Origin of the sequence: Rhizobium sp. Pop5, assembly GCF_024721175.1 — a bacterium.
Lineage (GTDB): Bacteria > Pseudomonadota > Alphaproteobacteria > Rhizobiales > Rhizobiaceae > Rhizobium.
This window is the reverse complement of record NZ_CP099399.1, coordinates 2,464,406-2,486,888: the sequence shown is the minus strand read 5'-3', so window position 1 is coordinate 2,486,888 and position 22,483 is coordinate 2,464,406. Positions and strand designations below refer to the sequence as shown.

26 protein-coding genes are annotated in these 22,483 nt (G+C 63.3%); 12 read left to right on the top strand and 14 right to left on the bottom strand.

Annotation, left to right across the window (positions count from 1 at the left end; translation table 11 throughout):
- Positions 1-295: 295 nt before the first annotated feature.
- Entirely contained in the window at positions 296-1,186 is an 891-nt protein-coding gene (gene serB / locus NE852_RS14620; RefSeq protein WP_008533475.1) for a phosphoserine phosphatase SerB, read from the bottom strand.
- Between serB and miaA the strand changes: the two genes are divergently transcribed.
- The gene (gene miaA / locus NE852_RS14615) at positions 1,185-2,081 is read left to right on the top strand and encodes a tRNA (adenosine(37)-N6)-dimethylallyltransferase MiaA (protein WP_205621983.1); all 897 of its coding nucleotides are present in this window, start codon (positions 1,185-1,187) and stop codon (positions 2,079-2,081) included. The two genes, serB and miaA, sit on opposite strands and share 2 nt — an antisense overlap.
- Positions 2,082-2,095: 14 nt before the next feature.
- On the opposite strand, the gene NE852_RS14610 is transcribed toward miaA, so the two are convergent.
- Complete coding sequence (locus NE852_RS14610; protein WP_008533479.1) at positions 2,096-2,743, bottom strand: lysozyme inhibitor LprI family protein; 648 nt, start codon at positions 2,741-2,743, stop codon at positions 2,096-2,098.
- Positions 2,744-2,874: 131 nt separating this feature from the next.
- Entirely contained in the window at positions 2,875-3,351 is a 477-nt protein-coding gene (locus NE852_RS14605) for a cupin domain-containing protein (protein ID WP_008533483.1), read from the bottom strand.
- A gap of 101 nt (positions 3,352-3,452) precedes the next feature.
- Here NE852_RS14605 and NE852_RS14600 point away from each other — a divergent pair, with 101 nt between their 5' ends.
- Positions 3,453-3,872 carry a MarR family winged helix-turn-helix transcriptional regulator gene (locus NE852_RS14600; protein WP_008533484.1) on the top strand — a complete coding sequence of 140 codons (420 nt, stop codon included), beginning with the start codon at positions 3,453-3,455 and terminating at the stop codon, positions 3,870-3,872.
- A gap of 133 nt (positions 3,873-4,005) precedes the next feature.
- Here NE852_RS14600 and NE852_RS14595 read toward each other — a convergent pair whose 3' ends face one another.
- Entirely contained in the window at positions 4,006-5,508 is a 1,503-nt protein-coding gene (locus NE852_RS14595; RefSeq protein WP_258156707.1) for a PLP-dependent aminotransferase family protein, read from the bottom strand.
- A gap of 134 nt (positions 5,509-5,642) precedes the next feature.
- Between NE852_RS14595 and NE852_RS14590 the strand changes: the two genes are divergently transcribed.
- Positions 5,643-6,254, top strand: coding sequence for a LysE family translocator (locus NE852_RS14590; protein WP_037174577.1), 612 nt, complete (start codon positions 5,643-5,645; stop codon positions 6,252-6,254).
- A gap of 17 nt (positions 6,255-6,271) precedes the next feature.
- Positions 6,272-7,186, top strand: coding sequence for a dihydrodipicolinate synthase family protein (locus NE852_RS14585; protein WP_008533491.1), 915 nt, complete (start codon positions 6,272-6,274; stop codon positions 7,184-7,186).
- On the opposite strand, the gene NE852_RS14580 is transcribed toward NE852_RS14585, so the two are convergent.
- Positions 7,171-9,198, bottom strand: coding sequence for an ATP-binding protein (locus NE852_RS14580; RefSeq protein WP_008533492.1), 2,028 nt, complete (start codon positions 9,196-9,198; stop codon positions 7,171-7,173). The genes NE852_RS14585 and NE852_RS14580 overlap by 16 nt on opposite strands.
- 323 nt (positions 9,199-9,521) lie before the next feature.
- Here NE852_RS14580 and NE852_RS14575 point away from each other — a divergent pair, with 323 nt between their 5' ends.
- A complete protein-coding gene (locus tag NE852_RS14575) occupies positions 9,522-11,312 on the top strand; it encodes an acetolactate synthase 3 large subunit (RefSeq protein WP_258155762.1) in 1,791 nt (596 codons plus the stop codon).
- A gap of 26 nt (positions 11,313-11,338) precedes the next feature.
- Complete coding sequence (gene ilvN / locus NE852_RS14570; RefSeq protein WP_008533494.1) at positions 11,339-11,911, top strand: acetolactate synthase small subunit; 573 nt, start codon at positions 11,339-11,341, stop codon at positions 11,909-11,911.
- A 119-nt stretch (positions 11,912-12,030) separates the two neighbouring features.
- Here ilvN and NE852_RS14565 read toward each other — a convergent pair whose 3' ends face one another.
- Together NE852_RS14565 and NE852_RS14560 are read right to left on the bottom strand one after the other, a co-directional pair.
- Positions 12,031-13,026: a hypothetical protein gene (locus NE852_RS14565; RefSeq protein ID WP_008533495.1), complete on the bottom strand. Its 996-nt coding sequence runs from the start codon at positions 13,024-13,026 to the stop codon at positions 12,031-12,033.
- 150 nt (positions 13,027-13,176) lie between these two features.
- Positions 13,177-14,025: an aldo/keto reductase gene (locus NE852_RS14560; protein ID WP_258155761.1), complete on the bottom strand. Its 849-nt coding sequence runs from the start codon at positions 14,023-14,025 to the stop codon at positions 13,177-13,179.
- A gap of 152 nt (positions 14,026-14,177) precedes the next feature.
- Between NE852_RS14560 and NE852_RS14555 the strand changes: the two genes are divergently transcribed.
- Entirely contained in the window at positions 14,178-14,771 is a 594-nt protein-coding gene (locus tag NE852_RS14555) for a LysE family translocator (RefSeq protein WP_008533498.1), read from the top strand.
- Here the strand turns inward: NE852_RS14555 and NE852_RS14550 are convergent.
- Positions 14,763-15,239 (bottom strand): DUF2269 domain-containing protein, encoded by a 477-nt coding sequence (locus tag NE852_RS14550; RefSeq protein ID WP_008533500.1) that lies wholly within the window; start codon positions 15,237-15,239, stop codon positions 14,763-14,765. The two genes, NE852_RS14555 and NE852_RS14550, sit on opposite strands and share 9 nt — an antisense overlap.
- Entirely contained in the window at positions 15,239-16,510 is a 1,272-nt protein-coding gene (locus NE852_RS14545) for an SDR family oxidoreductase (protein ID WP_008533502.1), read from the bottom strand. The genes NE852_RS14550 and NE852_RS14545 overlap by 1 nt, the downstream gene beginning before the upstream one ends.
- A 354-nt stretch (positions 16,511-16,864) precedes the next feature.
- Here NE852_RS14545 and nthA point away from each other — a divergent pair, with 354 nt between their 5' ends.
- Genes nthA through NE852_RS14530 form a run of 3 tightly spaced genes read left to right on the top strand, consistent with a single transcriptional unit; the run spans position 16,865 to position 18,517 of the window.
- Positions 16,865-17,503 (top strand): nitrile hydratase subunit alpha, encoded by a 639-nt coding sequence (gene nthA, locus NE852_RS14540; RefSeq protein WP_008533504.1) that lies wholly within the window; start codon positions 16,865-16,867, stop codon positions 17,501-17,503.
- On the top strand, positions 17,500-18,159 hold the full coding sequence (gene nthB / locus NE852_RS14535; RefSeq protein WP_008533505.1) for a nitrile hydratase subunit beta: 660 nt from the start codon (positions 17,500-17,502) through the stop codon (positions 18,157-18,159). Before nthA ends, nthB begins: the two co-directional genes overlap by 4 nt.
- Entirely contained in the window at positions 18,146-18,517 is a 372-nt protein-coding gene (locus NE852_RS14530; protein WP_037174589.1) for a nitrile hydratase accessory protein, read from the top strand. The genes nthB and NE852_RS14530 overlap by 14 nt, the downstream gene beginning before the upstream one ends.
- Before the next feature lie 3 nt (positions 18,518-18,520).
- Here the strand turns inward: NE852_RS14530 and NE852_RS14525 are convergent, their stop codons facing one another.
- The 5 genes from NE852_RS14525 to NE852_RS14505 form a co-directional block, all read right to left on the bottom strand.
- On the bottom strand, positions 18,521-19,303 hold the full coding sequence (locus tag NE852_RS14525; protein ID WP_008533507.1) for an anti-sigma factor: 783 nt from the start codon (positions 19,301-19,303) through the stop codon (positions 18,521-18,523).
- On the bottom strand, positions 19,300-19,815 hold the full coding sequence (locus tag NE852_RS14520) for an RNA polymerase sigma factor (protein ID WP_258155760.1): 516 nt from the start codon (positions 19,813-19,815) through the stop codon (positions 19,300-19,302). Before NE852_RS14520 ends, NE852_RS14525 begins: the two co-directional genes overlap by 4 nt.
- Before the next feature lie 16 nt (positions 19,816-19,831).
- Entirely contained in the window at positions 19,832-20,212 is a 381-nt protein-coding gene (locus NE852_RS14515; RefSeq protein ID WP_258155759.1) for a hypothetical protein, read from the bottom strand.
- A gap of 140 nt (positions 20,213-20,352) precedes the next feature.
- The gene (locus tag NE852_RS14510; protein WP_008533512.1) at positions 20,353-20,766 is read right to left on the bottom strand and encodes a VOC family protein; all 414 of its coding nucleotides are present in this window, start codon (positions 20,764-20,766) and stop codon (positions 20,353-20,355) included.
- A 42-nt stretch (positions 20,767-20,808) separates the two neighbouring features.
- Positions 20,809-21,147, bottom strand: coding sequence for a cupin domain-containing protein (locus NE852_RS14505; protein WP_128623630.1), 339 nt, complete (start codon positions 21,145-21,147; stop codon positions 20,809-20,811).
- Between the two features lie 138 nt (positions 21,148-21,285).
- On the opposite strand from NE852_RS14505, the gene NE852_RS14500 reads away from it, so the two are divergent.
- The gene (locus tag NE852_RS14500; RefSeq protein ID WP_008533516.1) at positions 21,286-21,825 is read left to right on the top strand and encodes a MarR family winged helix-turn-helix transcriptional regulator; all 540 of its coding nucleotides are present in this window, start codon (positions 21,286-21,288) and stop codon (positions 21,823-21,825) included.
- Between the two features lie 124 nt (positions 21,826-21,949).
- Positions 21,950-22,438: an Rrf2 family transcriptional regulator gene (locus NE852_RS14495; RefSeq protein WP_008533517.1), complete on the top strand. Its 489-nt coding sequence runs from the start codon at positions 21,950-21,952 to the stop codon at positions 22,436-22,438.
- The last annotated feature ends 45 nt before the right edge of the window (positions 22,439-22,483 follow it).

Genomic DNA, 22,483 nt, shown 5'->3' with positions numbered 1-22,483 from the left:
GCCGTCTCCTTCCGTTCTCGCTCAACCTCTCCTGTGCTCGTCAAAGGAATGACGAAGGAGAGGGTGTGCCGTGTGGTACCCCCCTCTGCCCTGCCGGGCATCTCCCCCACAGGTGGGGAGATCGGCTAGGTGCGATACTTCCCCAAACAACGAGCCTCACAGCCCGGCCCAACGGTAGATGGGCGCGAAGTCTGGGCCACTTGCCGATCTCCCCCCTTGTGGGGGAGATGCCCGGCAGGGCAGAGGGGGTGCTCACAGGCACACCGGCAAAGGCGAAGCGTGTGCCGTGTCAGCTTCAAGCCGTCACAAAATCCGTCTTCCGATAGCCCTGGATATAGAGCAGCGCCGTCAGGTCGCCGTGGTTGATGCGCATTTGCGCCTCGGCTGCGACGGCGGGTTTGGCGTGGAGGGCGACGCCGGAGCCGGCGAGGTGCAGCATGCCGAGATCGTTGGCGCCGTCGCCGACGGCGATCGCTTCTTTCGGCGAAATGCCGAGGCGGGCCGAAATCTCGTTCAGCGCGTCCACCTTTGCCTGCTTGCCGAGGATCGGCTCGGCGACGAAACCGGAGAGGATGCCGCCGTCTTCGAGCAGCGTGTTGGCGCGGTTCTCGTCGAAGCCGAGCGTGGCGGCGATGCGGCTGGTAAAGACGGTGAAGCCGCCGGAAACGAGGGCGGTGTAATGGCCCTTCGACTTCATCGTGGCGATCAGCTCCGGGCCGCCCGGGGTGAGCGTGATGCGCCTGGCGATGACCTCGTCGACCACTGAGATCGGCAGGCCCTTCAAGAGGGCGACCCGCTCACGCAGCGCCGGCTCGAAGGCGATTTCGCCGTTCATGGCGCGGGCGGTAATGGTCGCGACCTTTTCTTTCAGGCCGACTTCGGCGGCGAGTTCATCGATGCATTCCTGGCCGATCATCGTCGAATCCATGTCGGCGATCAAAAGCTTCTTGCGGCGGCTGTCCTGCTCCTGGATGACGAGATCGATGGGCGCGCTTGATATGACGGCGAGGAGATTGGCTTCGGCCGCTTGCGCATCCGTGCCGTCGCGCAGGGCTATGTCACAGGCGACGCCATCCGCCAGCCAGTAAAGACCGGACGCCTCCACGGCCTTGGCCGCCTGTTCGGCGATCTCTGGGGTCAGGACAGGATTTGACGGATTGGCAACAAGCGTGGCAACGAGGGCCATGATGGAAAACCTTTTGAGCATAGAGAACGCGATCCTGATAACCGGGCCGACCGCCAGCGGCAAGTCCGCGCTCGCTCTCGAATTGGCGAGGCGTCACGCAGGCGCGGTTGTCAACGCCGACAGCATGCAGGTCTACGACACGCTGCGGGTGCTGACAGCGCGCCCCTCGCAAGAGGAGATGCAGGATGTGCCGCATCATCTCTACGGCCATGTGCCGGCAGGTGCTGTCTATTCCACAGGCGCCTGGCTGCGCGATGTCTCGGCGCTTCTGCCGGCGCTGAAGGCCGCCGGTCAATTGCCGGTCTTCGTCGGCGGCACCGGGCTTTACTTCAAGGCGCTGACCGGCGGCCTCTCCGATATGCCCGATATACCCGAGGCGCTGCGGGAGGGACTTCGGGCCCGGCTTGTGGCGGAGGGGCCGGACGGGCTCCACGCGGAGCTTGCCGCGGCTGATCCCGCCATGGCGGCAAGCCTCAACCGCCAGGACGGGCAGCGCATCGTCCGGGCGCTGGAAGTGGTGAAGGCGACGGGGCGATCGATCGCCGATTTTCAGGGCCGGTCGGGTCCTGTCGTGATCGACGCGGCCAAGGCCCGCAAGATCGTCGTCCTGCCGGAGAGGGCCGTGCTGCACGCACGCATCAACGGCCGTTTCGAAAAGATGCTGCGCGAAGGCGCGGAAGACGAGGTGAGGGTGCTGCTTGCGCTCGGCCTGCCCGCCGAGGCCCCTGTGATGAAGGCGATCGGCGTCTCGCAGATCGCCGCGATGCTGAAGGGCGAGATGACGCGCGACGAGGTGCTGGAGAAGGGCGCCGCGGCGACGCGGCAATATGCCAAGCGCCAAATGACATGGTTCCGCAACCAGATGAACGAGAGCTGGGAGCGCCTGACGGTTTAGCCGAGGATGGGCCGTCAGCCGCCGCATTTGTGCTGGGCATCGGGCAGTATCCAGCTTTCGTGAGTACGGCCGTTGGTAACGAGGAACAGCCTCCCGCCTTCGTCGGGGTCGCAATCGCGGTCGATCTCGACCAGGCACATGGTAACGGGATCGCCGGGCTTCGATCTGATCAGCGCTTCCTCCCTGTTATAGGAGACCTGGTAGCCGTCATTGGCATAGTCGATCCCCGTGCCGTTAGCGAAGTCGGCATCGTCAGCCGCCCCGCCATTGTCGAGGCGGGGATGGACCTCAAGAACCGATGTAGCGGCACAGTGCCCGGTTTTCTCAGGGATCGCTGACGCCTTCGGCAATTGGCTGCCCGTGAGAGACTGGGCTGAAATCCCCTGCATGAAATCGTTTTTGTCAGGCGAGATATTCCAGAGGACGGCGAGATAGGCGCTCAGAATGCACGATCTGTCATCGCCGCAATCGCGCCGATCCGCCAGGAAATTGCGGGCGGTATGGATGTTATCCTCGTCAGGCGCTGCTTTTTTCTGAGCGGCATAGCGTCGGTTGAAAAGCTCGTCGAGCCGGGAGAGCTTGACGTCGCCGCAGACGATCTTTTCATCGGCGCTGCCCGCCTTGGAACAGTCGAAGCCGGCAGCCCCCGCCGCCGTCGCCAAAGACGATGATGAAGTTCAAGATGGATTTCACGATGGCCCTCGCCGAAACACTACCGTCTTAACGGCGCAACGCACATTCGCATCAGGGCGTGGATTCATCAATGCGCAGCTTCATATCGCACCACCGGCCTTTATGTCGGGGGCGCCGCTGGCATAAGACCATGACGGAGCATGATTTCCGCCATCTTGGCCCGGTCCGGCGGACCACCGTTCGCTGCGTTGAGCAGCGCGAAAGCCTCGCGGAAATACTCCGGTCCGATCGCTGCCGGCGTGACCACGCAGAGCGCCTTCACGTCCTGGCTGCCGTTGTTGTCAAACCGATGAACGGCGCCGCGCGGAATGCAGAGCGCTTGCCCCGGCCCGACGTCGATCTGCTTTTCGTCGACCGTCCAGGTCAGCACCCCCTCGAGGCCGTAGATCGTCTCCTCGTAGTGGTTGTGGCTGTGCGCCGGCGCCGGCAGTCGCAGCGCGGCCGGGACCATGAGCTCGAAGGCGGCAACGCTGCCGTTCGAGTTGTCCGCAGTCAGCAGGAAGCGAACCGCGAACCCTTTGGTGCCAATGATTTCATCGGAAGGATTGACGCGGGCATCGATGGTTCTCTGTGGCATTTTGGAATTTCCTCCGGTAAATTAGATTTACTACTCAGCAGTAAACTCAATTTACCGGATCGTCAATGCCGCCATCCAGCTTGCCAGCGAGAACCGAAGACATGCTGATCGGCGCCCTGCTGCGCGTGCCGGCCCAGGCGATCCAGCGTCGTCTGATCAACGGGCTGAACGCCGCCGGTTTTGACGAGCTGCGTCTGCCGCATATGGCGGTTCTGCAGTTTCCAGGCCCGGACGGGGCGCGGCCGGGCACGATCGCCGAGCGCGCCGGCATGAGCAAGCAGGCGATCAACCAGCTGCTCCGCAGCCTCGAGAGTTTCGGCTATATCGTCCGCTCCGACGTTCCGGGAGAAGGCAGCGCGCGCATCGTCCGGTTTACCGAACGTGGACACGCCGCATTCTCGAAGATGGTCGACATATTGCGCGACATCGAGGACGAATGGCGCGCCGAGCTTGGGCCGGAGCGTTTCGCCCAACTCAAGGGGCTGCTGTTTGTCGTGTGGGACAGTCCGTTGGCGCGCTAAAGCGCGTCGCATCAAACTTGATTCATGCGACGCGCTTTAGCTCTTTGTTTTGATGCATGTCGTTATCCCGGAACCGCTGCACACTTCCGGGCGACATGCATCAGCCGGCGCCATCTGCAAATTCCTCACCCTTTCACGGTGGCATATGTTCGCTTGTCCGCCTTTCACAAAGCCTCAGCAGTCTTACGAGTTCGCCGACCGCAGCTTGCAGCTCGTCCTGCAGGAAGCCGCCGAAGCCCAGCATCAGGCCGGGGCGCGCGGGCTGGCCGGCATACATGGGGGAGATCGCACGAACGGCGATGCCGGCCGAGAGCGCCCGGGCTGCGAGCTGCACGTCGTCGGTCCCTTCGGGTAGCCATAGGAGAATGTGCATGCCCTGGTCGCTCGGCTCGATGCAGCAGCCCTCGGGCAAGGCGCGTTCGAGCGCCGACAGCAGGATGGCGCGGCGTTCGGCATAGAGGCCGCGGATGCGCCGGATATGGGCTTCGAGATAGCCTTCCTTCATATAGGCCGCGAGAACGTGCTGTTCTGATGTCGGCGAGTGCCGGTCGAGAATGGCGCGCGCGCCGGCGAAGGCTTCCGCCAGTGGTGCAGGGGCGATGACGTAGCCGAGGCGCAGGGACGGAAAGAGCACCTTGCTGAAGGTGCCGAGATAGATCACGCGTGACGGGCGCAATCCCTGCATCGAAGGGAAGGGGTGTCCGGCATAACGCAATTCGCTGTCGTAGTCGTCCTCCACGATCCAGGCGCGGTGCTGGTCGGCCCAGGCGATCAGGGCGTTGCGCCGCGCCATGCTGAGCGGCATGCCGATCGGATATTGATGCGATGGGGTCACGAATGCGGCGCGTGCCTGCGGGCAGAGTTCCAGGCCGCGTTCCACGTTCATCCCCTGCGCGTCGACCGGGATGCGATGCGTAGATAGGCCGAGATCGTCGAGCACGGCGGTGAGGCCGGGATAGGCCGGATCCTCGGCCCAGACCGGATCGCCGCGCGATAGAAGCACGCGGCCGGCCATGTAGAGGCCCTGCTGGGTGCCCGACGTGACGATGACCTGTTCCGGCCCGCAGTGCACGGCCCGCGCGCGTCGGACGTGTTCGGCAATGGCGACGCGCAGCTCGGGCAGACCCATCGGATCGTGATAGCCCGAGGGGGCGGCCTGTTTCGACGCGCGCACGCGATTGCCGAGACGGCGCCAGTTATCGTCGGGGGCGATGCCGGACGCCGGCACCGCGATGGCGAAGGGAACGGGCGGATGAGGCGTGAGAGCGCGGGCAACCGCGATCAGCCGGGCCGCCGGGGAAGGCAGGTCTATGGTTTCCGCGGCCGTCGGTGCCGCACGATCGGGCGGGAGCGCCGGCGGTGTGTCCCTCAGGGCAGCGGCGACCCGGGTGCCGGCTCCGACGCGGGCTTCGAGATAGCCTTCGGCCGTCAGCTGATCGAAAACCTCGACGACCGTGCCGCGCGCGATCATCAGGGTGGCCGAAAGGGTGCGGGTCGAAGGAAGGCGTTCGCCGGGCCTCAGCTCGCCGCTGGCGATTGCGCCCCTGAGGGCCTGCGCAAGCTGGCGGCCGGAATGGGCCGTTCGATCGATCGCGTTGAGCGACGGGATTTCGATGATGCTGCGTCGCTTCGACATCGCAAAATGGTCCATGAAAATTCTTGAAAATGGCGCTTCATGATGGACCAATTTTCGAGGAGAAGAAAGCCGGGTGGCCGCGCCTCCGTTTGGGGCGTGGTGCCCGCGCAGATGCCAAACCGCAGGAAAAACACATGCAGGATCTTATCGTCGTCTACATCGCCTATGCGATCGCCGCAGGCAGTCCCGGGCCAAGCAACATGGCCATCATGAACGTGGCGATGAGCCAGGGACGACGGCCCGCGCTTGCCCTTGCCGCCGGCGTCATAACCATGTCGTCATGCTGGGGGCTGATCGCGGTCACCGGCATCTCGACGCTGCTCGTGCGCTATGCCCATGCGCTGCTGTTCCTGAAGATCGCAGGCGGGCTCTACCTCCTCTGGCTTGCCGGGAAAGCGGCCCGCTCGGCGGTCCGGGAGGCGCCGGCAGCCAAGTTCGTGCGGCCCGCGGCGGAGTTCGGCGCGCTCTATCGCCGCGGAATACTGATGCATCTCGGAAACCCGAAAGCGGTTCTCGCCTGGGTGGCGATCATGTCGCTCGGCCTCAAGCCCGGCGCTTCGCTTCAAACAGCCGTCACCGCCTTCGGCGGCTGCGTGCTGCTCGGGATCTTGATATTTGCCGGTTATGCCCTGCTTTTCTCTACCGCGCCGATGGTGCGCGCCTATGCCAGGGCGCGCCGCTGGATCGAGGGAAGTCTCGCCGTCTTCTTCGCGGGTGCCGGATCGCGCCTGCTGTTTTCCCAATGAACCTTCAGGACCGCATCATGTCGTCTGTCTCTCCGTTTCACGGCCTTTCGGCCTTTCCGCCGACGCCTGCCGACATCCACGGCCGGGTCGATACGCAGGCTCTCTGCGGCCTGCTGGAACGCCTGTGCGATGCAGGCGTCGCTTCCATCGGGCTTCTCGGCAGCACCGGGATCTACGCCTATCTCACGCGCGAGGAGCGGCTGCGGGCCGTCAAGGCCGCGGTCGAATGCGTCAGCGGCCGCGTTCCCATTCTCGTCGGCGTCGGTGCTCTGAGGACAGATCATGCGCGGGATCTCGCGAGGGATGCGGCGTCTGCCGGCGCGGACGCACTTCTGCTTGCCCCGGTCTCCTATACGCCGCTGACCCAGGAAGAAGCCTACGAACATTTCCTGGCGGTCACGAAGGCAGCCAAGCTGCCGCTCTGCATCTACAACAATCCCGGCACGACCCATTTCACCTTCAGCCGGGACCTGTTGCAGCGCCTTTCCGACATCGAGACGATCAGGGCGGTGAAAATGCCGCTGCCGGCCGACGGCGATTTGCGCGGCGAACTCGCGGCCTTGCGCGAAAAAACCAATCTCGCCATCGGCTACAGCGGCGATTGGGGTGCCGGCGAAGCGCTGCTTTCGGGCGCGGACGCCTGGTACAGCGTCGTCGCCGGCCTGCTGCCGCGCACGGCCCTTGCGCTGGCCAAGGCAGCCATATCAGGCAATGGCGATGAGACACATCGGCTCGGCGGGCTTCTTCAGCCGCTCTGGGAAACGTTCAAGGCATTCGGAAGCATCCGGGTAATCTATATGCTGGTCGAGCATCTCTCACTCGGCCGGGCGGAGCTTCCGCGGCCTCTGATGCCGCTCGCGCCGGCCGACCGGCAGCGTGCGATCGATGCCGTGCGCCCGCTGATCGCGCTGGAGCATCAATCCTTGTTGTAAAGGCCGCTCAACGGTTTTCTCAGAATGCTTTCGCGCAGGGACGAGCCGGGTTCCCGGCGGGTGATCGCAGGCTGGTCGCTCGGCGGCGCCGGACGGGGAAAGACCGGCTCCTCGCGGCGCATTTCCCGGCGTAGCGCATCGAGCCGTGGGTCGATCGAGGGAGATGCGGCCGGGTCCAGCCGCGGCGCCTGCGGCAGCAATTCGCGCCGGTAGGATTCGAGCGGCGCGGCCGCCTCGGCTGCCGGCGGCGTATAGGGCTTGGCGTCGAGATCCTCGCCAGCGGCATCCGCCTCGTCGAAGCTTGCCGCAGATGCGGCCATGCTCTGCTGGAAATTCGAAATGTCGGGTCCGACGGTCACCGCCCGCATGCGGGTGACGATCTTGCGCAGGTCGACCGTGTCGGGATCTTCCTCGCTATGCTTGCTGCTGGCGCTGGCGGCCTTCGGCAGCAGGCTTTCGTCGACGCGGGAAAAGCGCATGCGCATCGGCACGCTGATCGCCTCGCCGAAGGCAATGGCCTCGCCGTTGCCGATCGAGGAGATGAAGCTCGTCGTCGAGATCGATGAATTCGGGATGGCCGAGCGGATGATTTCCTGGTCGCGGTCGTTGGCAAGGCGCATGGCAAACAGCGTCGAGCACTGCGACAGGATTGTCTGGTCGAGCTCGCCCGGCCGCTGGGTGATGATGCCGAGGGAGACGCCGTATTTGCGGCCTTCCTTGGCGATGCGGGCGATCGCCTGGCGCGTCGGCACGAAGCCGAGGCTGGGATCGGAGGGGATGTAGCGGTGGGCTTCCTCGCAGACGACGAGCATGTGGATCGCGCCCTCGCTCCAGAGCGCCACTTCGAAGGCCATGCGGCAGAGCACCGAGGCGACCGAATTGACGACTTCGGAGGGGATACCGGCCAGCTGAAAGGTGCAGATCGGCTTGCCATCGCCGGGGATGCGGAAGATCTGCGCGATCGTTTCGGTGATCGTGTCGCTTATCGTATTGTTGGAAAACATGAAATGATAGCGCGGATCGTTGATCGCGGCGATGAGGCGCATCTTCAATGAACGCAGGAAAGGCTTTTCCGCACGGCCCTCCAGGCGGCCGATGCGCTCGTCGATCAGCGCCAGCAGATCGGCCATGCGGTAGGGAACCGGCGTATCCGCAGTGATCGAGCTCTTTTCAGTCGTGCGGCGTACCAGCGAATTGTCGCTGCCGCGGAAGGCGCGCTTGGCCTCCGGCATGATATCGCGCAGCATGTCGAGCTCTTCGGGCACCGGCGAGCGGCCGCGGAAGACCACTTCGGCGAATTCTTCGAGCCGCATCAGCCAGAAGGGCAGGTCGAGCGTGTCGGTGTCGATGGTGACGGCGTGCTTGGGAAAGGCGGCGGCGAATTCATTGTGCGGATCGAGGATCAGCACGCGCAGCTTCGGGTTCGCCGCGATCGCCTTGTGCAGGAGCAGCGACACGGCCGTCGACTTGCCGACGCCGGTGGAGCCGACGACGGCGAAATGCTTGGAGAGCATCGAGGGGATGTGGATTGCCGCATCGATGCTTTCGTCCTGCGTCAGCTTGCCGATGACAGCTGTTGTGCCTTCGCCGGCATCATAGATGCGCATCAGGTCGGCGGCGCGGATGCGGTGGGCGATGGCGCCGAGATAGGGGTAACGCGAGATGCCGGTCGAGAATTCCTCGGTGCCGTCCTCATCGACGCGGACTTCGCCGAGCAGCTCGGTCTCGATCTGGAAGTAATTGTCCTCGCCTTCGCCCCAGGCATGGCTGCCGGTATTCATCTGATAGACGAGGGCGACGACGCGGTTGCGGCCGACGCTGATCGAAATCAGCCGGCCGACGGACCAGAGTTCGGTGAGATCGGTGCCGCCCTGTTCGGCGACGGCGGCAATCGTTGCCCTGGAGCCGCTGCACGCAACGACGCGGCCGAGAAAGCGATTTCCCGGCGCATGGCCGTCGCGTCGATCGGGCTCGCCTGCCTTGCCAGACATGCGCAAGTCGTTGTTGAGCAAAGGCTACTCCTTGCAGTAGCGTTAAAGGATAAAGTCGATCCTTTAACAAATCCTTCATCCTATCGATTTTCGGGGGCGCGGGCCTGGGGCAGTTTTTTATTGCGGCATGCGTTGACGCTGCGAAATTTTCTGTCTATCACTTCCGACCATGAAAATCGCAACGGCTCTTATCGTGGTGGGAAGGCGCATGGGCAGGGTGGTGTAACCATCCGGCGATAGCCACCCATGCGCTAGATGACAGGCTCCTCCGGGGCCTTTTTTTATGCCCGAAATCAGGGCTTCCGGCCACAAACGCAAATCCCAGCATCAAACGGAACATACAGATGAGCACGGACAATCAGGCGGCAGGCAATCGGATGACGGGAGCGGAGATCGTTCTCAAGGCGCTGAAGGACAATGGCGTCGAACATATCTTCGGCTATCCCGGCGGCGCGGTTCTGCCGATCTATGACGAGATCTTCCAGCAGGACGAGATCAAGCACATTCTCGTGCGCCACGAGCAGGGGGCAGGCCATGCGGCCGAAGGCTACGCCCGCTCCACCGGCAAGGTCGGTGTCATGCTGGTCACCTCGGGTCCCGGCGCCACCAACGCGGTCACACCGCTGCAGGACGCGCTGATGGATCTGATCCCGCTCGTCTGCCTGAGCGGCCAGGTTCCGACTCCACTGATCGGCTCCGACGCCTTCCAGGAGTGCGATACGGTCGGCATCACCCGGCCTTGCACCAAGCACAACTGGCTGGTCAAGGATGTCAACCAACTCGCCGCCATCATTCATGAGGCCTTCCGCATCGCCCAGTCCGGCCGTCCGGGCCCCGTCGTCGTCGATATTCCGAAGGACGTGCAGTTTGCGACCGGCACGTATACGCCGCCCGCCGATTACGCGATCCAGAAGAGCTACCAGCCGAAGATCCAGGGCGATCTCAACCAGATCCACGCGGCAATCGAGATGATGGCGAATGCGCGCCGTCCGATCATCTATTCCGGCGGCGGCGTCGTCAATTCCGGCCCTGAGGCCTCCAAGCTGCTGCGCGAACTGGTCGAGCTCACCGATTTCCCGATCACCTCGACGCTGATGGGCCTCGGCGCCTATCCCGCTTCTGGCAAGAACTGGCTGAAGATGCTCGGCATGCACGGCTCCTACGAGGCCAACATGGCGATGCACGACTGCGACGTCATGGTCTGCATCGGCGCCCGCTTCGACGACCGCATCACCGGCCGTCTCAATGCCTTCTCGCCGAACTCGAAGAAGATCCACATCGATATCGATCCTTCCTCGATCAACAAGAACGTCCGTGTCGATATCGGCATTCGCGGCGATGTCGGCCATGTCCTCGAAGATATGGTCCGCCTGTGGCGGGCGCTGCCGAAGAAGCCGGAGAAAAGCCGCCTCGCAGACTGGTGGAGCGATATCGCCCGCTGGCGGGCGCGCAATTCCTTCGCCTATACGAAAAACAGCGACGTGATCATGCCGCAATATGCGCTGGAACGGCTCTTTGCGCATACCAAGGACCGCGATACCTACATCACGACCGAGGTCGGCCAGCACCAGATGTGGGCGGCGCAGTTCTTCGGCTTCGAGCAGCCGAACCGCTGGATGACTTCGGGCGGCTTGGGCACGATGGGTTACGGCCTGCCGGCGGCCCTCGGCGTCCAGATCGCCCATCCCGAAAGCCTGGTCATCGACATTGCCGGCGACGCATCGATCCAGATGTGCATCCAGGAAATGTCGACGGCGATCCAGTACGATGCGCCGATCAAGATCTTCATCATGAACAACCAGTACATGGGCATGGTGCGCCAGTGGCAGCAGCTCTTGCACGGCAACCGCCTGTCGCACTCCTATACGGAGGCGATGCCCGATTTCGTCAAGCTGGCGGAAGCCTATGGCGCGGTCGGCCTGCGCTGCGACAAGCCGGATGAGCTCGACGACGCCATTGTCGAGATGATCGAGGTCAAGAAGCCCGTCATCTTCGATTGCCGCGTCGCCAATCTCGCCAACTGCTTCCCGATGATCCCATCGGGGAAGGCCCATAATGAAATGCTGCTGCCCGACGAAGCCACGGATGAAGCGGTCGCCAACGCGATCGACGCCAAGGGCCGCCAGCTAGTCTAAGAAGAAGTCAGAGGAAACCCAGGATCATGAACGCACACCTTCAGCCCACGGGCTCTGCCTACTTCATCTCTCCGGAAACGACGGCGGTCGAGAGCCATACGCTCTCGGTTCTCGTCGATAACGAGCCGGGCGTGCTTGCCCGTGTCATCGGGCTGTTCTCCGGCCGTGGCTATAATATCGAGAGCCTCACCGTCTCCGAGACCGAGCACCAGGCGCATCTTTCCCGCATCACCATCGTCACCCGCGGCACGCCGCAGGTGCTGGAGCAGATCAAGGCGCAGCTCGAGCGCATCGTGCCTGTTCATCGCGTCGTCGATCTGACGGTGCGCGCCCGCGAACTCGGCCAGGAACGGCCGATCGAGCGTGAGGTGGCACTGGTCAAGGTGATCGGTGAGGGCGAGACGCGCGCCGAGACCCTGCGCCTTGCCGATGCTTTCCACGCCAAGGTGGTGGATGCGACGATCGACCATTTCATCCTGGAAATCACCGGCAAGTCGTCGAAGATCGACCAGTTCGTAGCGATCATGAAGCCCCTTGGCCTCATCGAAGTCTGCCGCACCGGTATTGCTGCGATGAACCGCGGCGCGCAGGGGATGTAAGAATTGGGTTCCGTTATGCCGGTGCGGTGTAACGGATTCCGCCCAGCTGAAACGGTGCCGTGCCACTTTCCCAGATCGTGGAATGTCCGACGAATGCGGATCGTCGGCTCGGCCTCGTTTCACTGAGGTTTCTTCGATAGTACCACCGCCGCCATGTAGGGTTCATGGGGTTTGGGGTCTTCGGAGAGGCGACGCTCGAAACGGCTGAACAACTCGTCGACGAACGCGGTCTGTTCGCATGAAGCTGGAGCTACGCCGGCGAGCAGCGGGCCGCTCCAGGCGCGTGTCATGTCTGCATGCTGCCTGGCGAACGCCAGTCTGTCGCCGCTGCCTTCGAATTCCGGCCAGAACGGATCGCTCACTTTCACCAGATCGAGATGTTCCAGCGCCAGTTCGGCGAAAGAACCGGACTGCCTGAAAGGAGCCTTGATATCCTCCAGGGACCGAAGGCCGATCGGTATGGTCACCTGCTCCTGTTCCTGTTCTGAGAGCAGGCCATCTCTTCTCATGTCTGCAAGCGCCGACCATAGCTCGCCAAGCAGCCACTCCCAGCCGGTCTCAGCGTTTGCGCGGGCCGTGAAGCCGGCCACGAATTTCGCGCCCGGCCGCATCTCCCGGGACCGTTGCGTCAGAAAGCATTCCCAATCGCTGGCCTGCTGCGCCGCGACTGCAGCGGCTACGGCCGGTGACCTGCTCATGCCCGCGAGAATATGATCTGGCGCATCGATGGCATTGGTACTCATCCATTGCAGCGACCAGGTCGACCAACCAAGGTGCACGCGGCCAGGCGGAAGCAACGGTGCGAAATATGATTTGCCGATGGCCAGAGGAAAAACGTCGGAGCTTCCCGTCATGTAGCTATTCGGGTCTGAAATCAGCGCTTCGAACAGGGAGGAGAAGTCGTTCGATGGAAGGTCGGTGTGGACGACTTCGATGGGAATGCTTGCGTCCACTCTGGAGCGCATAACGTCGACGGCCTTCCGCATCGGGATCATCGAATTCCGGCCTTGCGAGCAACCATAATCGACGATGGTCACCGGACGGTCGCTAATATCCACCGTCTGGCACGCGGCTTCCCATAGGGAAAGCAGAGCGGCAATGCCGGTGGCCTGCATGGTGGAGTGCCTGTTGTAGAAGCCGCCCCCTTGCATAGCCGCTAAATCACTGCGCGTCGGACCGCCTGGCATGGGATTGCCTCGCTTGCGATCCGCAAATTATCAGGCTTTCTGAGACGTGGCGAGCCTATTCCCTTGCGCCGCCGGCGCTCAGAGCATCTCCAGCGACCTTTTGCTCGCCGGCGGCGGGAAGACGGCGTCGAGTGCGTGCCAATCCTCGTCGGTGATGTCGAGCGAGACGCAGTCGCGGTTTTCGCGAACTCGTTCGGCATTCGATGTCTTCGGAATGACGATGACGCCGTCGCGTTTGAGCAGGAAGGCGAGCGCCAGCTGGGCGGGCGTCGCCTGATAGGCCTTGGCGATGCGGATCAGTTCAGCATTGTGCAGGATGCGTCCCTGTTCGATCGGCGAATAGGCCATGATCGGGATGTTGCGGCTCTGGCACCAGGGCAGCAGATCGAATTCGATGCCTCGGCGGGAAAGGTTGTAGAGCACCTGGTTGCCGGCAACATTGGCGCCGTCGGGCACGCGGAGTAGCTCCTGCATGTCGTCGGTATCGAAGTTGGAGACGCCCCAGGCGCCGATCTTGCCCGTGGCCTTCAGCGTCTCGAAGGCTTCGACCGTCTCGGCGAGCGGATAGTTGCCGCGCCAATGCAGGAGATAAAGATCGATGCGGTCGGTGCCGAGCCGTTCGAGGCTGTTCTCGCAGGCTTCGATCGTGCCCTTCAGGCTGGCATTCCAGGGGTAGACCTTGCTGACGATGAAAACCTCGTCGCGCCGTCCCTTGATTGCCTGGCCGACGATCTCCTCGGCGCCGCCGTCGCCATACATTTCGGCCGTGTCGATCAGCGTCATGCCAAGATCGATGCCGACCTTCAGGCTTTCGATTTCGGCCTTCGCATATCCGGCATCCTCGCCCATGGCCCAGGTTCCCTGGCCGAGTGCCGGCACTTCAGCGCCGTTCTGGAATGTGACTGTAGGGATCGGGTCATCTTGCATGATTTTTTCCATTTTGGAGGAGATTGCGCGGCGTTCTTATCTTTCAAGTAATCCTGTCATCGTGACAATGATGTCATGGCATCAACAGTTTAGGGCAGTTATGCTGACCTAAATAAAAGCGGGCCTGACAAAAGCCGGCTTCGGGAGGTCGCATGCCGCTGGATACATTTTTCGCTCTCTTTCTTTTCGCCTTCACGACATCGATCACGCCGGGGCCGAACAATATGATGCTTTTCGCTTCAGGCGTGAATTTCGGCTTTCGCCGAACGATCCCGCATATGTTCGGGATCGGCGCCGGCTTCTTCTCGCTGCTCATCGGCGTCGGCCTCGGGCTCGGGGCGCTGCTGCATACGATGCCCATGGTCTATATGGTGCTGAAGTTCGCCGGCGGCGCCTATCTCGTCTGGATCGCCTGGAAGATTGCCTCTTCGCGTTCCCTCAGCGAAGGCAATAGCGGTGCGGCGCCGATGTCGTTTTTCTCGGCCGCCGCCTTCCAGTGGGTCAATCCGAAGGCCTGGGTGATGGCGGTCACGGCGATGGCAACCTATACCGATCCCGAGCTCTATCTCTTGAGCGTGCTGATCGTCGGCCTGGCTTTCGCGGTCGTCAACGTACCGAGTGTTTCGACCTGGGCGGGCTTCGGCTCGGCGCTCCGGGAATGGCTTTCCGATCCGGTGCGGTTGAAATGGTTCAACATCAGCATGGCCGTGCTTTTGGTCGCGAGCCTCTGGCCGATGCTAAAATAGCGCGATAGACGGTTTCGTCAGCATCAGCCAGAGAATTCCGACGACGGCGAAAAAGGCCGGAAAGCCGCAGGCGAACCAGATGCGATAGAGACTGATATAGATCGGCGGGAGGGCTTGTCCCGAGCTTGCTGCGGCGCGGGCGAGATCGCGCAACCGGATCTGGATCCAGACGACCGGCAGCCAGAACAGGCCGGTCACGACATAAAGCAGCAGCGACAGCGCAATCCAGCCTTCCCAAAGGTCCCAGCCGATCGAGCGCGCCAGGAGATAGCCGGTGACGGGCTGGAGAATGGCAGCGGTGGCGGTGAAGACCGTGTCGGCGATGACGACGGTTCCGGCGACATGGGCGATCACTATGGGATCGCGCGTGCGATGCGCCATCACCATGAAGAAGGCGATGCCGGCGCCGGTGCCGAAAAGCACGGTCGCGCCGATCACATGGGCAAGCAGCAGCAATTCGGCAAGCATCAGCGTTCGTCCAGAATGGCGAGAGCGGCGAGCGTCAGGAGCAGCGACGGCAGCACCTTGACGAGAGGGCCGAGCGGATCGAGCCAGAGTGCCGGTTCGAGCAATGTGGCGCCTGTGAGATTGGCGAGCGAGACGGCCAGCATGCCGAGCAGGGCGCGTTTCGTCAGCGGGCGGACAAGGACGGCCGCGCCGAGCGCGATGTCGATGAGGCAGGTCGCAAGCGTCAGTGCCGTCGCCGCCGCCTCGGGCATGAAGGGCAGGAAGTGAGCGGAGGTCTTCTCCAGCGCCAGCAGCGGGATAAAGCCGGAGAGCAGCCAGAAGGCCGAGAGGCCCGATATGAAGAGCGGCTTCAGGAGATAGAGGCGGGCAAACCAGAGATCCTGCACGCCGGCGGGATTGGCTGCGAGCACTGCTGCCGCGGATGTCCCGGCGAGGCCGTTTCCGGCTTTCGCGCTTCTGATGCCTTCCGACATGACCGTCATCGCTGTCGAGCGCAGCGGCGAACGCCAGCCGAGCAGGCCCGCTAGATCGGCGAGCCAGGTCACCGGCTTCGCAAGCCAGGGAGCAAAGGCGATCACGCGGGCGGGTGGAAGGCCCAGCCATTGCCGGTGCAGGCGCACGAGATCGGCGAGCGTCAGCGCCTCTTCGGCGGCGAGAACGCGATCACCGCGGAGATCTCCCGCGACCGCCCGCGACACGGCCTCCGCCACATCGTCCACGGAAAGCGTTTCGACCGGGTTTTCGGCATGTACGAGCGGCAGTGCCAGGGGACAAGCGGCAAGCGCCCGGATGAGCGACGGGCCGCCATGGGCATTGCGGCCGAGAACGAGGGCAGGGCGCAGGATGAGGTGAGGCAGGCTGCTTGCCGCCAGCGCCTCGTCGGCCCGCCGCTTGGTGGCGAGGAAGGGCAGATCGCCGGCCGGCCCGGCCGTCCTTGCGGATATCTGCACGATCAGAGCGCGCGAGCGTTCTGCGGCGGCATAGAGCGCCAGCATAGCATCCGTCTGCGTGGCCGCCAGATCGTCCGACAAACCGTCCTGCAGGGCGCCGGCACAATTGATGACGGCATGCTGGTCCTTGAGTAGATCCTCCCAATCCTCGGGCCTTGTCATCTGCGAGAGGTCGGCCTGGCGCCAGTCGATGGCCGGCTGCTTCAGGCGCGCCCGCCCGGGATTGCGCCCGAGCCCGGTGATGACATGGCCATCGGCCACGAGCCGGGCCGCGACGACGGAGCCTATGAAGCCGGTTGCACCGAGAATCAGGATGTTCATGGCAGGAGATTAGCGGAAAAGCGTCAGTGGGATAGGAGGGCTTGGCGGGCGCGTGGCGTGTGATAAAAGGCGCAGACGATGTTTACATTGCTTGTCTGGATGCTTCGAGGGAGCGTGGGGTCTTGCCGCAGATCTCTTCTCCCCAGCGGGGAGAAGGTGCCGGCAGGCGGTTGAGGGGGCGGCACGGCACGACAAATATCGTGCCTTCGCCTATGCTCAGTGCATTCGCGGCCTTGCCGCTCACCCCCTCATCCGGCTGCCGCCACCTTCTCCCCGCTGGGGAGAAGGGGATCCAGACAGCCGCCGCAGAGAAAGAGTAGACGTCGCCTATTTGCGTTTCGGGAGGACATTGCCTTGCACGACCATGACCACCATGACCATCATCACGGGCACGATCACGACAACCATTACTCCGACATGCAGGCGCGCGTGAAAGCGCTGGAGACGCTGCTGACGGAAAAGGGGTTGATCGATCCGGCGGCGATCGATGCGATCGTTGAGACCTATGAAACGAAGGTGGGGCCGCGGAATGGCGCGCGTGTCGTCGCGAAAGCCTGGAACGATCCGGAGTTCGCGGACTGGCTGAAGCGCGATGCGACGGCGGCGATTGCGAGCCTTGGGTTTACCGGCCGGCAGGGCGAGCATATGCGCGCCGTCTTCAATACGGCCGAGACCCATAATCTCGTCGTCTGCACGCTCTGCTCCTGTTATCCCTGGTCGGTGCTCGGCCTGCCGCCGGTCTGGTACAAGGCGCCGGCGTATCGCTCGCGCGCGGTCATCGATCCCCGCGGCGTTCTTGCCGAATTCGGGCTGGTGCTGCCAGAGGAGAAGAAGATCCGCGTTTGGGATTCGACGGCGGAGCTGCGTTATCTCGTAATCCCAGAGCGGCCAGCGGGCACGGAAGGAATGGACGAGGCCGGGCTTGCCGGGCTTGTCAGCCGCGATGCGATGATCGGGACGGCCGTTGCCGGCAGCGCGGAGGCTCTGTCATGAACGGACCGCACGATCTCGGCGGGCAGATGGGTTTCGGTCCCGTCGCGCCCGAAAAGGACGAGCCCTATTTCCATGCCGAATGGGAAAAGCGGGCGCTCGGCATCACGCTTTCCTGCGGCGCTTTCGGTGCCTGGACGATCGATGAAAGCCGGCATGCGCGCGAGAATATTCCACCGGCCGATTATCTCTCGGCGAGCTATTACGAGATCTGGATCCGCGGCGTGGAGACATTGCTCGAACGGCACGGCTTTGCGACGCGCGAGGAGCTCTCGTCCGGGCACAAGCTGCAGGACGGGACGACGCCGAAGCGAGTGCTGAAGGCGGAGATGGTTGCGGCGGCTCTCGCCAAAGGCGGGCCTTGCGATCGTTCCGTCGAGACCGCGCCGCTCTTTGCGGTCGGCGCGCACGTGAAGACGAAGAATTTCAACCCGGCGACCCATACGCGGCTGCCGCGTTATGCGCGCGCCAAGGTGGGTGTGGTCGAAGCGGTGCAGGGATCTTTCGTCTTTCCTGATGATAACGCGCATGGCAAAGGCGAGAACCCGCAATGGCTCTATACCGTCGTCTTCGATGGCGGCGAGATCTGGGGCGAGGGCGCGGATCCGTCGCTGACGGTCTCGATCGATGCGTGGGAGAGCTATCTTGAGCGTGTGTGAAAACCCCTCCCAGCTCTCGCAATCCCCTGATCGGCCGAAGTCGCCGGAGGGCGATCCCGTCTTCCCGGAACCCTGGGCGGCCGAGGCTTTCGCCATGACCGTGCATCTGCACGAAAAGGGGCTGTTTTCTTGGGGCGAGTGGGCGGAAACCCTTTCGCGGCAATTGCATCAGCCCGGCCGCGCCGAAGACGGCAGCGATTATTTCGACTGCTGGGTGGCGGCGCTTTCCGAGCTATTGGTCAGCCGCGGCGTGGCCGATGCAGGCGCCATCCTCGACCTGCAGAAAAGCTGGCAGCGGGCAGCGGAGGCAACGCCGCATGGGCGGCCGATCGAACTTGCCAACGATCCGCTGCGCTGACCCTTACGACGGGAACTGCCTGTAGCACTCCTCGGCCACTGCGCGCAGCGTCTCGCGCGAGATTTCGCCGGTGACGGCGTAGCCGAGTTCGCCGTCGATCCAGTAGAAGGTTTCGAGATTGCCTGAGGAGGCAAAGCGGAAGCTCGTGGTGCGGTTTTCCCTGTTGCGGCCGACCATGACGGTCAGGCGCTCGCCGGCCTGGTTCTCGTACATGAACATCGCCCCCGGCTTGCCGTCGACCGGCAGCAGGCGGCCGCCGACCAGCTTGAAGCCGAGTTGCTGCAGGTTCGGGATCTTGAGGTTTTCGATCGCCAGGCGCTTGCCGAGCCAGGTGGCGAGATGCGCCTCCTCATCGGCAAAGACCTCGACGGGGTGGCGAACCTCGGCGGCATAGATCGTGAAGGCGGTCTCGGCCTGTTTCGGCAGGGTTTCGGAGCCGGCAAGCTGCAGGTCCGGCTTTTCCAGAAGGGCCGGGCCATAATGACCGCTGACGGCGCCGAACGCGAAGACGAGGAGAGCCGCGGCGGCGGCCGCCCAGCGTTTGGCTCCCGGCGAGGCGGTACGCGGGGGTGCCAGAAGCAGGGGATCGGTCTCCCTGGCCTTCTCGTAGTCTGCAAACAGTGAGCGGATCGCCCCATTCTGGCCCTGCCATTCGGCAATCATCGCCGCTTCGTCCGGATTGTCGGCAAGGTAAGCCTCGATGTGGGCGCGCGCGGCTTGCGGCATCTGGCCGTCGGCATAAGCGTGAAGATCGGCTTCGGTGACGATCGGATTGGTCTCGTTCATTTCGGTCTCCGAAGCGTAATGATGTTGTCGGCCTTCAGGTGTTCGGCCACACGCCGGCGGGCGCGCGACAGGCGGGACATGACCGTGCCGATCGGGATATCGAGAGCGTCGGCGACCTCGCTATAGGTGTATCCCTCGATGACGACCAGCATCAGCACGGCGCGGTGCTCCTCCGAAAGGCTGTTCAGCGCATCGTTGAGACGGGCGCGCTCCAGCGGATCGGCCGGCGGTTCGGGTGCCGCCATGTCTTCGGCGGCGTCGAGTTCGACCAGGCTGTCGCGCGTCCTGCCGCGCCGGCCGTTGCGGTAGAGATTGGTCATGATGGTCAGGACCCAGCCGCGCAGGTTGAGGCCGCGCCATTGGCCGCGGCGCGTCAGGATCTTCTCGACGCAATCCTGCAGCAGATCCTCGCCATCGGCATCCGAGCGCGTCAGGCTGCGCGAGTAGCGCCTGAGCGACGGCAGGAGGGCCAGGATCTGGCCCTCGAAGGTTTCGGGTGCGGGTGTCTTCACGCCTGTTCTCTTGTGATCAGGGCTTGACGAGTTCCCAGTTGCCACCGACGCCATCGCCGGTGATGTCGCCCATCTTCTTGTCCTTGACAAAGTAATAGAGCGGCATGCCGTCCTTGGCCCATTGCTTCGTGCCATCCTTGCGATCGATCACCGAATATGCACCATCGGCCTTGGCGTCGCCAGCCGCCATCAGCGGCGGCCAGTTCTTGGCGCAATCGCCGTTGCAGTTGGAAACGCCTTTGGCATCCTTCTTGAAGGTATAGAGGGTCATGCCGTTTTCGCCGGCAAGAACCTTGCCTTTGGTGGAATCGACCGTGTTGACAGGAGCTGCGGCAAAAACAGCGGTCGCGGCAAGTGCGCCAGCCGCCACGACGGACAGGAATTTCACGGACTTCATGATGTGTCTCCTCAGGTTGGGCACGCAATCCTGCGATACCTCCCATGAGACACGGGCCGAGGCGGTTTTATTCCCGATGCTGAAAAGTTTTGGCGGGCAGGCAGGTTGAACCGCCTTGCCCGCGCATCATGCGCTTCGTCCTATTGCGCCGAAGCGGCGGCCGCCATGTCGGCAAAGAGCGCTTCGAATATATGCCCGTCCGGGTCTTCGAAGGCGCGGTTGTAGAGCCAGCCCATATCCGTCGGCGGGCGCGGATCGGCCTTGCCGCCGGCTCCGGCCGCCGCTTCGACGATCGCATCCACCTCGTGGCGGCTCTCCATCGTCAGAGCGATCAGCACCTCGCTCGCCTTCTGCGCCTCGGCGACGGGCTTCGGCGTGAAGGTCGCGAAGAAATCGCGGGTCAGCAGGTGAAGGAAGATGGTGTCGGACCAGACCATGCTCGAGGCCTGGTGATCGCTGAACTGTTCATTCTTGCTGCAGCCGATCGCTTCATAGAAGCGGGTCGCGGCGCCAAGGTCTTTCACCGGCAGGTTCACGAAGATCATCTTCGGCATTGCTGTCGTCTCCTCTTCCATTGTCTGGGCGTTCGGCTGCGCTCACAGGAATTCCTGCACGATCGTATCGCTGGCATGAATGCAGATGATTTCGAGCCGTCCCGTGCCGATATTCTCGAAGCGGTGGGGCGTGTTGGCAGGCACGACGACAATGTCGCCTGAAAAGGCGCGGGTCTTGACGTTATCAACGGTGAATTCCGCTTCGCCCCGCCTCACGGCCCATGTTTCCGAATAGGGGTGGACATGCAGATCCGGCCCCTGGCCCGGCTCGTTGTCGACAATGAAGAGAGATATGGCGCCGCCATGGTCGCGGCCCTCGAAATGGACCGTACGGCTCTGGCCCGGCTGCGGCTCCTGGTGGCGAAGAATCTTGAACATCATGTGCCTCCAGCATGTCGTCCTGAAATTATCTTCGCGAGAAGATATATTCCCAAAACTATCTTCTCGTCAAGATATTTTCGTGGCTCGTCTGTCATGGAAAGTGTATGTATCGGCGCTGTCACCGGGGCGTGAGGCAAAATGACGGACGGAATCGCAAAAGAGGACCATGTTGATCGGCTGCGGCGCCAGTGGGCGCGCGAGCTGCCCGATCTCGATACGGAGCCCATGGCTATCCTCGGCCGTGCCTATCGGCTGTCGAACCTCGTGCGCCCCAGCATCGAGGCGACCTTCGCCGATTTCGGGCTCGACCGCGGCGAGTTCGACGTCATCGCCACGCTTCGCCGGTCCGGACCTCCTTATCGGCTGACGCCGACCGACATGTATGCCGCGCTGATGATCTCTTCGGGCGGCCTGACCCACAGGCTAGATCGGTTGGAGAAGGCGGGTCTGATCCGCCGGGAGAAATCGCCACATGACGGGCGAAGCGTGCAGGTGGCTCTGACCGAAGCCGGCGCGGCGCTTGCCGAAACGGCCTTCCGCACCGATATGGCAAGCGAATCCTCCTTTCTGCAGGGGCTTGACGCGAAGGAGCGCGCGACGCTGGCGGCCTTGCTGCGCAAGCTGATCGCTGGCATCGAAGGGGAGCCGAGGCCGAGCGGAGGCGAGACCGAGGCGTAGCGGGCCGCATCAACCTTGCCGGTACGTTAACAGGTTGCTTTTGCAGATCATTTACATCATGCCGCTTTGCGGATATCATATATCCTTAATTCTATTCGCCGAGCCAGCCATGACGAGTTGCTGAATGATCCTGAAAAGCCAGGTCGAGTGGGCGCTGCATTGCTGCGCCATTCTCGCGGGCCTGCCTACGGGCAGGTATCTCTCCACCAAGGCGCTCGCGGAGCTTCATGGTCTGCCGAAGGAATATCTCTCCAAGGCGCTGCAGAGCCTGTCGCAGGCGTCGCTCGTCGATACCACGCTCGGCCCGAGCGGCGGCTACAGGCTGGCGAGGCCCCCGTCCGAAATCAATTTCCTCGACATCGTCGAGGCGGTCGAGGGCAAGGCGCGCAGCTTCACCTGCACTAACATTCGCGAGAACAATCCGTGCCGGCCGGCCGGCTATTGCGACAGCAAGCCCTGCGCGGTCGCCCGAATCATGTGGGAAGCCGACGAGGCCTGGCGGGAGACGCTGAGGCGCGTGCGGCTTTCCGATCTCGTCGGCACCTTGTCGGAAGAGGTTCCGCCCGATGTCTGGCGGGAGACGTTTGAATGGGTGCTGAAGCGCGCCGGCTAAGAGGGCGTGCGGGGTGGATTTTCATCGCGGCATCGGCGAAGCAGT

Bases quoted from the DNA above. Each gene is read 5' to 3' on its own strand.
- NE852_RS14525 (WP_008533507.1), bottom strand. From the start codon at position 19,303: ATGAACGAGACCAATCCGATCGTCACCGAAGCCGATCTTCACGCTTAT.
- NE852_RS14590 (WP_037174577.1), top strand. From the start codon at position 5,643: ATGCAGGATCTTATCGTCGTCTACATCGCCTATGCGATCGCCGCAGGC.
- NE852_RS14575 (WP_258155762.1), top strand. From the start codon at position 9,522: ATGAGCACGGACAATCAGGCGGCAGGCAATCGGATGACGGGAGCGGAG.
- NE852_RS14550 (WP_008533500.1), bottom strand. From the start codon at position 15,239: ATGCTTGCCGAATTGCTGCTGCTTGCCCATGTGATCGGCGCGACCGTG.
- NE852_RS14600 (WP_008533484.1), top strand. From the start codon at position 3,453: ATGCTGATCGGCGCCCTGCTGCGCGTGCCGGCCCAGGCGATCCAGCGT.
- ilvN (WP_008533494.1), top strand. From the start codon at position 11,339: ATGAACGCACACCTTCAGCCCACGGGCTCTGCCTACTTCATCTCTCCG.
- NE852_RS14595 (WP_258156707.1), bottom strand. From the start codon at position 5,508: ATGTCGAAGCGACGCAGCATCATCGAAATCCCGTCGCTCAACGCGATC.
- NE852_RS14560 (WP_258155761.1), bottom strand. From the start codon at position 14,025: ATGCAAGATGACCCGATCCCTACAGTCACATTCCAGAACGGCGCTGAA.
- NE852_RS14585 (WP_008533491.1), top strand. From the start codon at position 6,272: ATGTCGTCTGTCTCTCCGTTTCACGGCCTTTCGGCCTTTCCGCCGACG.
- NE852_RS14605 (WP_008533483.1), bottom strand. From the start codon at position 3,351: ATGCCACAGAGAACCATCGATGCCCGCGTCAATCCTTCCGATGAAATC.
- nthB (WP_008533505.1), top strand. From the start codon at position 17,500: ATGAACGGACCGCACGATCTCGGCGGGCAGATGGGTTTCGGTCCCGTC.
- NE852_RS14515 (WP_258155759.1), bottom strand. From the start codon at position 20,212: ATGAAGTCCGTGAAATTCCTGTCCGTCGTGGCGGCTGGCGCACTTGCC.
- NE852_RS14555 (WP_008533498.1), top strand. From the start codon at position 14,178: ATGCCGCTGGATACATTTTTCGCTCTCTTTCTTTTCGCCTTCACGACA.
- NE852_RS14545 (WP_008533502.1), bottom strand. From the start codon at position 16,510: ATGAACATCCTGATTCTCGGTGCAACCGGCTTCATAGGCTCCGTCGTC.
- serB (WP_008533475.1), bottom strand. From the start codon at position 1,186: ATGGCCCTCGTTGCCACGCTTGTTGCCAATCCGTCAAATCCTGTCCTG.
- miaA (WP_205621983.1), top strand. From the start codon at position 1,185: ATGATGGAAAACCTTTTGAGCATAGAGAACGCGATCCTGATAACCGGG.
- NE852_RS14495 (WP_008533517.1), top strand. From the start codon at position 21,950: ATGATCCTGAAAAGCCAGGTCGAGTGGGCGCTGCATTGCTGCGCCATT.
- NE852_RS14500 (WP_008533516.1), top strand. From the start codon at position 21,286: ATGACGGACGGAATCGCAAAAGAGGACCATGTTGATCGGCTGCGGCGC.
- NE852_RS14565 (WP_008533495.1), bottom strand. From the start codon at position 13,026: ATGCAGGCCACCGGCATTGCCGCTCTGCTTTCCCTATGGGAAGCCGCG.
- NE852_RS14510 (WP_008533512.1), bottom strand. From the start codon at position 20,766: ATGCCGAAGATGATCTTCGTGAACCTGCCGGTGAAAGACCTTGGCGCC.
- NE852_RS14505 (WP_128623630.1), bottom strand. From the start codon at position 21,147: ATGATGTTCAAGATTCTTCGCCACCAGGAGCCGCAGCCGGGCCAGAGC.